This window comes from Geobacillus thermoleovorans (assembly GCF_001610955.1).
Taxonomy (GTDB): Bacteria; Bacillota; Bacilli; order Bacillales; family Anoxybacillaceae; genus Geobacillus; species Geobacillus thermoleovorans.
The window spans coordinates 2,542,114-2,555,995 of record NZ_CP014335.1; the positions used below are offsets into that span (position 1 = coordinate 2,542,114).

Sequence of the window (13,882 nt, forward strand, 5' to 3'; positions counted from 1 at the left end):
GTATCATTGGCAATAACGCGCCAAATATGCCATTGCTCGTTCTCTTATCCTAAAATTCTACATGGTTCGACTCGAAAATATTGTATAATAAAGTTACATATTTTGAAAGAAGGTTATGACAAATGGCGGGAAGCAATTTTCCTCTTCCTAGTCGTCAAGCAGGATTTACGTTGATCGAAACGTTGCTGGCCATCACTCTTTTATCGGGCGTCGCGATCGGTTTGTTTTACTTTTTCACGAATGCGATGATGCATACGTCTTACAACCAAGGTCGGACGGTGGCCGTCAACGTCGCCCGCGGCGTCGCTGTCTATTTTGAAAAAAACGCAGATTTCTCCCGGCTAAAAGAGTATATGGAAGACCATCAAACACCGTTTCTTGAGCTAACAAAAGACGATTGCGGCAACGAATCGTTGGCGGCGCTGTTTTTTCCCGGTGAATCTAGCCAACTGCATACGGTATGTGAAGCGCAGTTCGCCCCGAAAATCAACAATGTCCGTTACGAAGCTTCCGTTTACCTTGTCCGATACGACAAGGAGGCATGGGATGCATTCACTTCATCGTCGGAATTCGCTTCCTTGCCTGCGCCGCTGCAGGCGCGCATCCGCGCTGAAACGGAAAAAGCAGCCGAATCAAACGCCGGCGGCTACATGACCAAATTATACACCACCGTCCGTTGGGGCGAGCGCACGAACGAAACGGCGTGGGTCGAAGGGGTGATCACCGATGAAACGATCCGCTAGAAGCGAAGCCGGCATGACGATGATCGAGCTGTTGGCCGCCGTTTCCATTTCTTTGCTCATCATCGGCGCTATCTACACCGTGTTTTTAACCGGCATTCGCGCCTACGAGCGCATCGGCATCGAAAACGACTTGCGCAGCGAAGCGGACTACGCCATGGCCCGAATAATGAACGAGCTGTACACGCTCTCTCCAGATGGAATGGAAAGTCAAGAGGAAAACACGCCGTTAACGGCCGTCACCTTTGTGAAAAACCAAGAATTCAAAGCCGATGCGGACACCGGGCTTGTCTCCCGTGAAGAGAAAAAGCCGGAAAGCATCGAGCGGATGACGCTGTCCATCCAAGACGGCGCGCTCGCGATCAATGGCGAAACGATCACCTCTTCCCGCTTTTTGCTGGGCGACTCTTCATCGTTTTCATTCCGTTGCGCACGAAAAGAAGGCAACCTGTGCCGCAGCGGCGTCATGACGATCCGTCTCATTGTCTCCGACCGTCGACACGCCGACCCGAGTGGTTGGCTGTATGTGCCGCCGTTTACATTGACAACGGAATTTGGTTTTTAAGTATTGCATTCCAAAACTTTGTCTGCGAAGGGAGGGGCTGCGATGAACCGACTGCGCTTGAACGCCGCTGGCTACAGTTTGGTGACGACGATGCTCATGATCACCCTCTTTTTTTTGCTCGGCTTGACGATTTTAACAGTCGCCGTCCAGCAAGCGCGATTTACCGCGGTGCGCGTCGAGAACATCGAATCGTTTCATGAAGCCAAAACAGCCCTTAATGAAGCAATTGCTGGGCTTAAAGCTGAGCTTTCAGACGACGATTTTTTTGTTCGTCATGACATTTTCACCCCCAGTCAATGGGATGCATTTCTCGGCATTAACGAGGACACCCCCGGCCCGGATACGATCGCCGGCAAGCTGAAAGCGCGCTACGGCGTGGAGGTGGAAGACGTGTCCTATCGCTTGTACAACATTCCGACGAACAAAGTGTTCCTCCGCGCGCTCGATTTGTCCAAACCGTTTACGGACGGCCATCGCGAGCGGAAAGTCAAACGGCTCGTCTTTTTAACAAATACGCCCAGCTTTCTCAAATACGCGCTCGGATCAAAAGAAACCGTCATCTTAAACGGCGGCGTCTACGTGGAGCAAGGAAACGTATACGCCGGACAAAGCGCTTACATCAGCAACGCGGCAAACTACGTGAAAAAAAGCGGCGAGTTAACGATCGCTCCTATCGATGCCGGACTGCCCGCATCAATGAACGATTCGATTTGGCACATTCATGACAAGCTGCTGTTTTCATGCACGCAAACGAGCAGTTGCTGGAAGACTGGCGGCCGAGCTTTCCAAATGGAAGAAGGCCTTTTCTTCCCAGGATGGCCGGACGATGGCGGCCCTCTCATTCAACAAGAGACGGACGATTTCATCGATACTGATTTCGAGCGCACCGTGAAAGATAAATTGCTTCAAGCGGCCGGTCTCTCGCCGTTGTCGCCTGAAACCCAACAAGCGTATATCGAGCGCATTGAAAACGATCACCAGCCGCCGCTCGATGTAGCGCGGGAGCTTTATCAAGAAGGGAAATTGGCTCGGGTCGTGACAGACGACGAAACGCCGTATGAACAATCCATCAATCAGATGCCAAAAGACAAGCCGCTTTGGTTGGACGCAGAAGGGAAGGAGATCACCCTTTATCGCGACATTGACGTGCAGCAAAATGGCCAAAACCAATGGCTCATTGTCAATGGCGATCTCCGCATTGAAGGACCGACAAAATCAACAGCGGCTGTGCGCGGCAATTTGATCGTGTTCGGTGATTTGACGCTTACTGGAAACTTGGCGTTGAACGCGAGCATTTACGTCACTGGCAAGACGACCATTTACAACAGCCATATCGACGGAGCGGATGGAAAAGGGCTCGTGTTGTTGTCCAAAGGCACGCTCGATATCGCCCGCATCAATGAATTTCAAGACTCAAATGAAATCCCGAACTTAAAAGGGTATTTTTATACGGACAGCAGCGCGACGATTTATGCTGTCGGATCGTATTTGTACATTGAAGGCGGGTTGTTCGCCCGCGGGAACGGAGCGGCTGCTCCGGATACAGACATCAACGGGCTCGTCATCAACGCCTTTCGCGGCCGGATCGAGCCGAAAGACGGTGAGCCGGGGAACTTCATTCCAAGCTCTGACATGCAACAATCTCGTCTGATCGTCAAATATAATCCACGGGTGTTAGTCGAACAAGGAACAGGATTGCCGTTTGTCAATCAAATCTCGCTCGTCGCCGACCGGCTTGAAGTTGAGTGAACGAAGACGGCTAAATTCCCTCTCTCATCCTCTCGATCCCCTGGACAAACGAAAAAAAGCGGCTCTCCAATTCAGGAGGCCGCTTTTTCCATCATCACCAACGCCCACCGTTGCTGACGCTTCCCCCCTCATCTTCACGCGGTTGGACAAAGACCCACACTGAGGCTTGAATTGGCCTGCCATCCGGCGTTCTCGCATTGGCGGTCGCCGTCACAACCGCGTAGCCGACATCCACTGCTTCCAAATACCATCGGCCATTTTCTTGGACAACGTCGACAAACCGGGAGTCAGACGATGTCACAGAGCGGAGCGTTCGGTCGCTTGCATTGGACGGAACAAAACGAAGCTCAGGCGCTGCGTCAAGCCGTTCGCCGACTTTCATATACAACACCGGACGGCGGAACTCCATACCTTGAAGCGCCACGTACGGATCAATCACCTTGATGACCGCCGATGCCGACGCGTTGCTGCCATCAGTCGCGCGGACGGTGATCGTAACCGTTCCAGGCTTTAGCGCTGTCACCGTGCCGTTTTGGTCTACGGATGCGACACTCGGGTCGCTTGATGTCCACGCAAGCGTTGGGTTCGTCGCGTCGCTCGGCTCGATCGTCACTGGAATGGTTTGCATTTCGTCAACGTTCATCGTCGGTTTGTAATCGCCAAGCGTCAAGCTATGAACCTTAACAACGATCGAGATCGTGGCCGATTTTGCGATCGGCGGCTGCAGTTGCCCATACACATCGCGGTATGTCAACTCTGTGGTCAACGTATAGGTCCCTTTTTGCTTAAAGGAGACGGAAACCGGAATCGTAATAGGAGCCGGCGCCGGCTTCCCGACCTCATACGGAATCGAAAACGAAATATACGCATTTTGCTTATTTTCATCCAGCCATACTTGGCCGTTTTCCGCAACGGCGACATTGCCGCCAAACGACGAAAGCGGGATGCGGATCGTTCCTGTGATCGCCGGCGTGGTGGCAAGCTGGGAAAACTGTTGGAACAAGGCGGTCAAATTTTGCGTCGTTCCTTGCCGCGCCTCGCCGCCGGCAGTCGCGGACAGCGTTTGCAAAAAGCTCATATCGACTTCATCGTTGCTGCCAAAACCGATCGAATAAAGCGTAATATTGTTCATTCCGAGCGCCTTAGCCACGTTGATAGCATGATCACGAATTTTCTTCTCTATGCTGCTGTAACTAAATGGATAGTCGCTTCGACCTAGAGGGATATCAGCACCGTTTACATAGTCCCATCCGTCGCTTGTAAACAAGCGGGAAAAACCGCGTTTGTCGATAAAACGAATGCCGGCCTTTCCATTTGTATACAATTCGTACGTCAGCGGCAACGGCGCCGTGATTTTTTCTCCTGTATAGTAGTAGAACCAAAGAATCCGTTCGACTTCCCGATAGGTGATTGTTTCTGTTGCGTTAAGGGTGGTCGGCATCCCGTCTGTCAAGAAAATTACATACTTTTTGCGCACCGGGTCGTTAAAATACGACTGCGCAAGCGACAGCGCCGCCGAATAGTTCGTGCCGCCTCCAGCGGTCAAACTGTCGCCGACCGTCCGAATTTTCTCGAGTTGGGCGGCGACATTCGGCTGATCCCCAAACGGAACGACTTGTTTCACTTGGTCGGAAAACGGAATGAGGGCAAACCGGTCGTTCGGATGCGAATGGGCTTTAAAGTAATCGACAGCCGAACGGAGCGCCGTCTTGGCGCTCGAAAGCTTCTCCCATGTCATCGAGCCGGAGATGTCAAACACAAACACAACGTCGATCGGCGGACGGACGGGCGACGAAACGGCCCCTTGTGGAACGAGCGTCACATCGAGCCGGCCTTGGGCATCGCCGTTCGGCGGCTTGGCGTATTCCGGCTGTGAAAATGAGAGGGAAAAATCCAATTTAGCCGTGCTCACCCCAGTTTGCCTCGTATATTGATAAGGCGTCTGTGGGAATGAAAAATACACATCCTCTTTTCCATTTCCTAACACGCGATACGCATCGACGGTGATTTGGTAAGTCACCGTCGTTCCCGGAGCCGACGGCCACTTGCCGCGCATATCAAGAGAAAACGTATACTTTTTCTCACCGTTTCGGTCCGCCGGCGCTTCCACCGCTTCGGCTCGGTAGCTGACTGCCGTGCCGCTTTGTTCCTTCGGCTGAATGCGAATCATAAAGTAGCGAATGCTGTTCCCTTGCCCGTTGCCGCTCCCTGGTGCGGTCGCCCATCCCTCAATCTTCTCATCCGAAACGAACGTAATGGCCCCCTCTGTTTGATCGGCATACACAACACCTGCTTTCATCGGCCATAGGCTTGCCATCAGCCAAAACAACATTCCCCATAAAAGCCAGCCGCGCCACCGCTTCATGCGCCTCCCCTCCCGCGCCAAAAGAACTATCTTTCTTCCATTATATCAATTCTTTTCATCGCTTGGCATTATTTTTTTAAACGTTTTCGCACTTCAGATATAAAGTAAAGCGATCCCGTAATGAGCATCAACTCATCGCTCCCCATTTGGTTTTTCTTTTCACTGATCCAGCCGACCCAATCACCTGTCACCGCTTTCTGCGGATGGGACGAAAGGTCCGCCAACTGTTCCGCCGCTGCCGCGCGCGGAAAATCAAACGTGGTAAACGTGATCGTATCCGCGAGCTCATCAAGCCGTTGAATCATCCGCTCAAGCGGCTTGTCTGTCAGCGCAGCGAACAAGACATGGACGTGTTTGTCAGGATAATGGGCGCGCACCGTCTCCACGAGTGAGCGAATCCCGGCTTCGTTATGGGCGCCGTCGAGGATGATGAGCGGATTGCCGCTCACCCGCTCAAACCGGCCGGGCCAAGCGGCTGTGGCCAGCCCATCGGCGATATGCTCCGGATCGATCAAAAACGAATAGCCAAGGCGCAATAGTTCGGCCGCCATCACTGCCACCGCCGCGTTTTCGACTTGATGGGCGCCGGGCATTTGAATGCGCAAATCGCGATATTCGGCAAACGGCGTGACAAGCGAAAACTGCTCCCCTTCCACCGTCGCCTGCCGGTCGGAAACGGTGAAATCGACGCCGAGACGATATGTTTTCGCTTTCCGCTCCGCCGCCGTCTTGGCGATCACATCCCACGCCTCGGGCTCGTTGACCGCTGTCACAAGCGGAATCCCTGATTTAATGATCCCCGCTTTTTCCGCGGCGATCTGATCGAGCGTATCGCCTAAGATGTTCATATGATCGTAGCTGACGTTCGTAATGACGGAAAGGAGCGGATAAATGATGTTGGTTGAGTCCAAGCGGCCGCCGAGCCCGACTTCAATGAGCACGATGTCTTGGATGTTTTGTTTGCCGAAATAATACAACATCATCGCCGTGATCACTTCAAACTCGGTCGGTCCGCCAAGTTCCGTCTGTTCCAATTCGTCCGCAAGCGGTTTGATCGTTTGCACGAGCTCTACGATCTCTTCATCGCGAATCGGTTGGCCGTTTATGCTGATTCGTTCGTTAAACTGCTCGACATACGGCGAGGTGAACGTGCCGACCGAATAGCCCGCCGCCTGCAAAATGGAGCGCAAATAGGCGACCGTTGACCCTTTGCCGTTCGTTCCCCCGATATGGACGGCGCGGACGCGGCGTTCCGGGTGGCCAAGTTTTTCCATCATCCATTCCATCCGTTTCAATCCCGGTTTTATGCCAAGCCGCAGCCGCCCGTGAATCCAAGCGACCGCTTCTTCATACGTTCGAACCATGTCCATCATCCTCCTTTTTCCATTGGTGTCTTGCCGCCCCCTGCCGGCTTCATGCGGCAGATGCGCCACACATCGAGAAGCCTGGTGAAAGCGAGTATATGTTGACAACAAACCTCTTCTCAGAATATGCCAACCTTCCATCATGATCCATCGAAAAAGACGAATCCACAGGAAAGCGGATTCGTCTTCATCATAATCAACAGCTAGATCGTTTGTCTACCGTTTGAGCTCGGCGAGGCGCGCCTTGACGGCTTCGCGTTTTTCCATGTAATCTTGCCGCTTGCGCCGCTCTTCTTCGACGACATGAGCCGGCGCTTTCGCCAAAAATCCTTCGTTCGCCAGTTTCTTTTCGACGCGCTCGACTTCTTTGTTCCATTTGTCAAGCTCTTTTTCAAGCCGCTTAATTTCCTCCTCAATATTGATCAATCCTTCAAGCGGCATGATGAGCTCGGCGCCGGTGACGACCGCCGTCATCGCTTTGTCCGGCGCGGGAACGTTTGTATTGATCAAGAGCTCGCTCGGGTTGCAGAACCGCTCAAGATAGGCGCGGTTTTTCATGAGCGCCGCCCACACTTGTTCATCTTTCACCTTAATATAGAGCGCAATCGGCTTGCTCGGCGGCGTGTTCACTTCGGCGCGGACGTTGCGGACGGCGCGGATGATGTCAACCAACAGCCGCATTTCTTCCGCGGCTTCTTCGTTCGACAGCTCAGGGCGCACTTGCGGCCACGGAGCGACGGTGATCGATTCGCCTTCATGCGGCAAGTTTTGCCAAATTTCCTCGGTAATGAACGGCATGAACGGGTGAAGCAGGCGCATCGTGTTGTCGAGCACATACGCCAACACCGAACGTGTCGTCTTTTTCGCCGCCTCGTCATCACCGTACAGCGGCAGCTTTGCCATTTCGATATACCAGTCGCACAAGTCGTCCCAAATAAAGTTGTACAGCGTACGCCCCGCTTCGCCGAATTCGTATTTCTCAGCGAGCTTCGTCACCGTATCGATCGTTTCGTTGAGACGCGTTAAAATCCAATGGTCGGCGACCGTTTTTTCGCCGCTCAAATCAAGCTCCTCGTACGTCATGCCGCCCATGTTCATCAAGGCAAAGCGCGAGGCGTTCCAAATTTTGTTGGCAAAATTCCACGTCGCTTCGACTTTTTCGGTGCTGAAGCGCAAGTCTTGCCCCGGCGAGCTGCCGGTCGCCAAGAAATAGCGGAGCGCATCGGCGCCGTACTGGTCGATCACATCCATCGGATCGACGCCGTTGCCGAGCGATTTGCTCATTTTCCGCCCTTGGGCGTCGCGGACGAGGCCGTGGATGAGCACGTCTTTGAACGGACGCTTTCCGGTGAATTCAAGCCCTTGGAAAATCATGCGCGACACCCAGAAGAAAATGATGTCATAGCCGGTGACAAGCACATCAGTCGGGTAGTAGCGCTTGTAATCCGGCGAGTCGGTATCCGGCCAGCCCATTGTCGAGAACGGCCAGAGCGCCGAGCTGAACCATGTGTCGAGCACATCTGGGTCTTGCTCCCAGTTTTCGATGTCTTTCGGCGGCTCATGGTCAACGTAAATTTCGCCCGTTTCTTTATGGTACCATGCCGGGATGCGATGCCCCCACCAAAGCTGGCGCGAAATGCACCAGTCGCGGATGTTTTCAAGCCAATGCAAATACGTTTTTTCAAACCGGTCCGGCACGAACTGCACTTTTTCGTCCGTTTGCTGCAGCTTGATGGCGGCTTCGGCGAGCGGCTTCATTTTCACAAACCATTGCGTCGACAAATACGGCTCAACGACCGCGCCGCTCCGTTCGCTATGACCGACTGAGTGCACGTGCTCCTCGATTTTAAAGAGGACGCCTTGTTCTTGCAAATCGCGGACGATTTGCTTCCGGCATTCAAACCGGTCAAGCCCCTGGTATTGCATGGCGTTTTCATTCATCGTGCCGTCTTCGTTCATGACAAGAATGCGCGGCAAATTGTGGCGGTTGCCGATTTCAAAATCGTTCGGGTCGTGCGCCGGCGTAATTTTGACCGCTCCGGAGCCGAACTCCATATCGACATATTCGTCGGCAATGATCGGTATTTCGCGGCCAACGATCGGCAGTTTCACCATTTTGCCGATCAAGTGCTTGTACCGCTCGTCATCGGGGTGCACAGCGACGGCCGTATCGCCGAGCATCGTTTCCGGACGGGTCGTCGCCACTTCAATGCAGCCGGAGCCGTCGGCGAGCGGATAGCGCAAATGGTAGAGCGCGCCTTTCACTTCTTTATAAACAACCTCAATGTCCGACAAAGCGGTTTTCGTCACCGGGTCCCAGTTGATGATGTACTCGCCGCGGTAAATAAGCCCTTTCCGGTAGAGCGAGACGAACACTTCGCGCACCGCTTTTGAGAGCCCTTCATCGAGCGTGAACCGCTCGCGCGTGTAATCGAGGCCAAGCCCTAACTTCGCCCATTGGCTGCGAATATGGCCGGCGTATTCTTCCTTCCACTTCCACGTTTCTTCTAAAAATTTTTCCCGGCCTAAATCATAGCGCGACAGCCCTTGCTGGCGCAGCTTCTCTTCCACTTTCGCCTGGGTGGCGATGCCGGCGTGATCCATTCCCGGAAGCCACAAAACGTCATACCCTTGCATCCGTTTCATGCGCGTAATGATGTCTTGCAGCGTCGTATCCCACGCGTGCCCCAGATGCAGTTTGCCGGTGACGTTGGGCGGTGGAATGACGATCGTAAACGGTCGTTTGTTCGGATCACCGGTCGCTTCAAAAAATTTTCCTTTCAGCCACCATTCGTAGCGCCCCGCTTCGACCGCGCGGTGGTCGTATTTGGGCGGCATCGACACTTCGTGCTGTGCCATGTTTCATTTCCCTCCTTCAACATGATGGACAATGCGGCCGACGGCGGCTTCCCACTGAGCAATGCCGCGCAGCCGGCAAGCAAAAAAGCCCCTTTCATCCCAAAAGGACGAAAGGAGCTGCTTTCGCGGTACCACCTTTTTTCTTAAGCCCAAAGGCTTAAGCGCTTCATTGGCATAACGGCATGATGCCGGCTTCCTCTACTCGGCAGCAGCGCCTTTCAAAGAAGCAGCTCAAGGGCGACCTTCCAGCAGCCGTCATCCTAGGAAATCTCGCAGCTTCTGATTTCCCTCTCTGCAGGCGCGGACCGCTGTACTCTTCCCCGTCTTCGCTTTTGTCATCATTGTTCGATTATTATACTACCATTGTCCATCATCTTTGCCAAGTTTTTATTTATTTATTCCATCCGTGTGCATTTGGTGACAAACCACCGCACGTTTCATATTGTATAGTAAACCGGAGAAGGAGGGAATGTCGATGCGGCGATTCAACCCGTATTCGTGGCCGCCGTGGCTTCGGCAAGTGCGCGCCGTCTGCGCCCAAGTGATCATCCCGCTCACCATTTTTCAAGCGATCCGCACTATTTTTCTGCCAACGACGTTTGATGTCATTTTATTGGCCATCTTCGTTTTCATTGCCGTGGCGCTCCATCTGGAATGGATTTAGTGGGACGCCATTTTGTTTGGGCTGGATTCAAAATCGATTTAACCATTGCTGCTTTCATCCGCCGGCGGTTCGTTGTCCACCGCTTCTTCCTGCTGCCGCGCGGCGTCGCGTTGGACAAGGTGCATAACGAGCGCCTCCATATTTTTGAACGCCAAATAACGACGCTGCAACGCGGCCACATATTCCCGTTCGTTCCGCTCGTTCCGCGAAGCGGCCTCATACCGCTCCAAACAGCGGACAAACCCACGCGGCTCCGCCAAATGGCTGTATAAAAACGCCCGCTCCCCGTCGGACAGCGGCAGCTCCTTCTCGTACTCCCCCATCCCTTCAAGCCACTCGCGCCCAAGCGGCGGCATTGTCTGTACGTGAAAACGGAGCGCGGCGATCACATCAAAGAGCGGCGAATTCCAATGCGCCCGCTCCCAACTGATCCAATACGGCGGGATATAGTGGGAGAGGCGCGCTTTGCCGTGCACCCAGGCGATGCGCCATTGCTTCGTCTCTTTGAGCGTCTCTTCCCACACATCGAGCCGTTCTTCAGCGAACGAGTACGCGCGCATCACCTCATGAAAATAGGTGCAGCATTGGAGCTGAAACGGAGACATGTACCACGCCGCTTCGTACCGCTCAATCCGTTCTTCCCAAACCATCCGCGCCCGTTGCCATTCGTCCTTTTTTTGCTTTCGGTACGCCGCCGCCTCTTCCTCACTCACCTCGATCGTACGGACGGTGGCGCGATGGAGGCGGGCGAGCTCGCGAAAAAAGGCGTCCACCGCATCCTTCTCCACCTTTGATTCGCCGTCATGCCATGCTTGCAAATAATAAAGACGGCCGCCTTCTGTGGCAAACAGCGACCGCCGCCGCGTCAGGTAAAGCGGGAGACAACGGGGGCCGCCATGCTGAAGAGACTGCCAAACGGCGGCGGCTTCTTGCTCGCTTTCAAGCGGCTTTAAGGCGAAAACACCGCGGTTCGTGTATACTTTGACGGCTTTGCCTCGCTGCTCCATGCGCTCTGGACGAAGACCGTACTGGGCGAGCACAGCCTCATATCGGTCAGCCTGTGCGGCCATTTGTTACGCCCCCTTATCGGCAAAAGAAACGGAAAGCATCCCTTTCATGAGAAAGGACGGCTTCCCGCCATGGCCGGAATATACAGCAGCTGCCCCTCGTGCACGTCATCTGGGCTTTCCAAATCATTGGCGCGCAAAAGCTGTGAGACGGTCACATCATACCGTTCGGCAATCTTGTCCAATGAATCTCCTTGCTGGACGATGCAAATTTTCAGTTTCGTAAACTCTTCCTCCTCGCTTTTCGCAAACAGTTTCGTCAAGTAAAGCGCATTTTCGCTTTTTGTTTTCGTTTCTTCTTCTTCCTCAACCGCCTTTTTCGCCGCCCCGATCGATACCTTCGCCTCAGTTGGCGGCAGCAGTGAAGCGATGTCTTCCTCCGTCTGTGCGCTGACCGCCTTCGTTTCCGTCTCAATCGGCAAAAACGGCTCTTTGGCCTCCTCTTCTTCCTCAGCCTCCGTTTCTTCATGACGCATGGCGGCCGGCTCCATGACGGAAACCGTCGTTTCGTCGGCGGCAAAAGCTGGCTGTTCATCCGCCTCATCGGTGAGATCATCCACGGAAGCAAACGCTTCCTCACCGGCCGCTTCCTTGCGGGCGATTGATTCAAACGGGGCAAACAGCGGCTCATCGTCCTCCTCATCGTCCGGCAAATCATCGTCAAGCGGCGCTTCACTGATGCCGCTGATCGAAATGTCGGCAGTGATCAGCAATCTTCCGTTTTCATCCAAATCATAATCAAACGATTCAACCGTCACGTACACATCCTCAAGGGAACGAATGCGGTTTTTTGGAATCGTAATATCGATTGGAAAGCGGTGCGACAGTTCGCTGATCCCGTCTTCGCGCACCGAAATGTGCTGAATGAACCGATAACCAGCCAGCTCAAACACGTCGTCATCCGCTTCAGCCTGCTCTTCGCCCGCTTGGCGGAATTCGCCGCTCAACTCAAGCGCGCCGCGGATCGTAATATATTGGTCGTACTCATCGACGGAAATGACCGGATCAAGAGAAATGGATAAAAACTCGGCGACTTCCTGTCCTCTTTTAAACCAGACCGATTCTTCCAATGAAAAACGCAAATACGATTGCTCCAACCGGGCCTCCTCCTTCCGTCCCTTCGGCAAATGGTTTCTATGACATTATCCATTGTATGAACGGAAACGAGGCGGTATGATAAAAAATTGGGCTGCCGACGGTCGGCAGCCCCTTTCCTTATCCGCGCAGACGGGCAAACACCCGCTCAGCAGCGGCAATCGTATATTCAATATCATCATCACTGTGCGCCGTCGACAAAAACAGCCCTTCAAATTGCGACGGCGGCAGGAAAATGCCTTCATTCGCCATTTCCCGATAATAGGCGGCAAACAGCTCCAAGTCGGACGTTTTCGCTGTCTCGTAGTTGACCACCGGCTCGTTCGTGAAGAAAAAGCCGATCATCGACCCAGCGCGGTTGATCGTATGCGGGATGTCGTATTTCTCTGCTGCCTGATGAAGCCCATCCGCAAGGCGCGCCGCTTTGCGGCCAAGCTCTTCGTACGTTTCCGGCGTCAGCTGGCGTAGCGTCTCGTACCCGGCCGTCATGGCGAGCGGATTGCCGGAGAGCGTGCCGGCTTGGTACACCGGCCCGCTCGGCGCGACAAGCTCCATGATCTCGGCTTTGCCCCCGTACGCCCCGACCGGCAAGCCGCCGCCGATCACTTTGCCAAGGCACGTCAAATCCGGCTCAATGCCATAATACCCTTGGGCGCAGTGGTAATCGACGCGGAACCCGGTCATGACCTCGTCGAAAATCAATAAGGCTCCGTATTGTTTCGTCACCTCGCGCAGCCCTTCCAAAAAGCCAGGCACTGGCGGAACGACGCCCATGTTGCCGGCGACCGGTTCGACGATCACCGCGGCGATGTCTTCGCCAAACCGCTCAAACGCATAGCGGACGCTGTCCAAATCGTTGTACGGCACCGTGATGGTATGCTGGGCGACCGATTCCGGCACGCCCGGGCTGTCCGGCAGGCCGAGCGTCGCCACGCCGGAGCCGGCTTTAATGAGCAGCGAATCGCCGTGGCCGTGGTAGCTGCCTTCGAATTTCATGATTTTGTTGCGCTTCGTGTAGCCGCGCGCTAAGCGGAGGGCGCTCATCGTCGCCTCCGTACCGGAATTGACCATCCGCACGATTTCCACCGACGGCACCCGCTCAATCACGAGCTTGGCGAGCTCATTTTCAAGCAATGTCGGAGCGCCAAAGCTTGTGCCTTGTTCCGCCACGCGCTTCAACGCTTCCACGACCTGCGGGTTGGCATGCCCTAAAATGAGCGGACCCCATGACAGTACGTAATCAATGTACTCATTGCCGTCAATATCGTAAATTTTCGCTCCTTGGCCGCGCGCCATGAAAATCGGCGTCATCCCGACCGACTTGAAGGCGCGCACCGGGCTGTTCACCCCGCCCGGCATCAATTTCACCGCTTCTTCGTAAGCGGTTTTTGACCGTTCGTAGCTTCGCATGCTT

Annotated in this window: 10 protein-coding genes and 1 other annotated feature; of the genes, 4 read left to right on the forward strand and 6 right to left on the reverse strand. The window is 54.2% G+C overall.

The annotated features are described in order from the left end of the window. Window positions 1-122 precede the first annotated feature (122 nt). From GT3570_RS12900 to GT3570_RS12910, 3 genes are read left to right on the forward strand one after another with little or no spacing between them, the layout of a single operon-like run. Window positions 123-743 (forward strand): type IV pilus modification PilV family protein, encoded by a 621-nt coding sequence (locus tag GT3570_RS12900; protein WP_014196440.1) that lies wholly within the window; start codon window positions 123-125, stop codon window positions 741-743. Next, window positions 727-1,305 (forward strand): PilW family protein, encoded by a 579-nt coding sequence (locus GT3570_RS12905; RefSeq protein WP_062898844.1) that lies wholly within the window; start codon window positions 727-729, stop codon window positions 1,303-1,305. The genes GT3570_RS12900 and GT3570_RS12905 overlap by 17 nt, the downstream gene beginning before the upstream one ends. A gap of 42 nt (window positions 1,306-1,347) precedes the next feature. Next, entirely contained in the window at window positions 1,348-3,054 is a 1,707-nt protein-coding gene (locus tag GT3570_RS12910) for a hypothetical protein (RefSeq protein ID WP_023633500.1), read from the forward strand. 94 nt (window positions 3,055-3,148) lie between these two features. Here the strand turns inward: GT3570_RS12910 and GT3570_RS12915 are convergent, their stop codons facing one another. From GT3570_RS12915 to GT3570_RS12925, 3 genes are all read right to left on the reverse strand, one after another. After that, window positions 3,149-5,419: a VWA domain-containing protein gene (locus GT3570_RS12915; protein WP_062898845.1), complete on the reverse strand. Its 2,271-nt coding sequence runs from the start codon at window positions 5,417-5,419 to the stop codon at window positions 3,149-3,151. A gap of 68 nt (window positions 5,420-5,487) precedes the next feature. Further along, the gene (locus tag GT3570_RS12920; protein WP_062898846.1) at window positions 5,488-6,783 is read right to left on the reverse strand and encodes a bifunctional folylpolyglutamate synthase/dihydrofolate synthase; all 1,296 of its coding nucleotides are present in this window, start codon (window positions 6,781-6,783) and stop codon (window positions 5,488-5,490) included. A gap of 216 nt (window positions 6,784-6,999) precedes the next feature. Next, a complete protein-coding gene (locus GT3570_RS12925) occupies window positions 7,000-9,642 on the reverse strand; it encodes a valine--tRNA ligase (RefSeq protein ID WP_062898847.1) in 2,643 nt (880 codons plus the stop codon). A 100-nt stretch (window positions 9,643-9,742) separates the two neighbouring features. Beyond that, window positions 9,743-9,978, reverse strand: a binding site (T-box leader). Between the two features lie 139 nt (window positions 9,979-10,117). Between GT3570_RS12925 and GT3570_RS12930 the strand changes: the two genes are divergently transcribed. Next, window positions 10,118-10,306: a hypothetical protein gene (locus GT3570_RS12930; RefSeq protein WP_011232115.1), complete on the forward strand. Its 189-nt coding sequence runs from the start codon at window positions 10,118-10,120 to the stop codon at window positions 10,304-10,306. Window positions 10,307-10,344: 38 nt separating this feature from the next. On the opposite strand, the gene ysxE is transcribed toward GT3570_RS12930, so the two are convergent. From ysxE to hemL, 3 genes are all read right to left on the reverse strand, one after another. Next, window positions 10,345-11,376, reverse strand: coding sequence for a spore coat protein YsxE (gene ysxE / locus GT3570_RS12935; protein WP_023633496.1), 1,032 nt, complete (start codon window positions 11,374-11,376; stop codon window positions 10,345-10,347). 44 nt (window positions 11,377-11,420) lie between these two features. After that, a complete protein-coding gene (spoVID, locus tag GT3570_RS12940) occupies window positions 11,421-12,470 on the reverse strand; it encodes a stage VI sporulation protein D (RefSeq protein ID WP_062898848.1) in 1,050 nt (349 codons plus the stop codon). A 118-nt stretch (window positions 12,471-12,588) separates the two neighbouring features. Next, the gene (gene hemL / locus GT3570_RS12945; protein ID WP_011232118.1) at window positions 12,589-13,878 is read right to left on the reverse strand and encodes a glutamate-1-semialdehyde 2,1-aminomutase; all 1,290 of its coding nucleotides are present in this window, start codon (window positions 13,876-13,878) and stop codon (window positions 12,589-12,591) included. Between the last annotated feature and the right edge of the window lie 4 nt (window positions 13,879-13,882).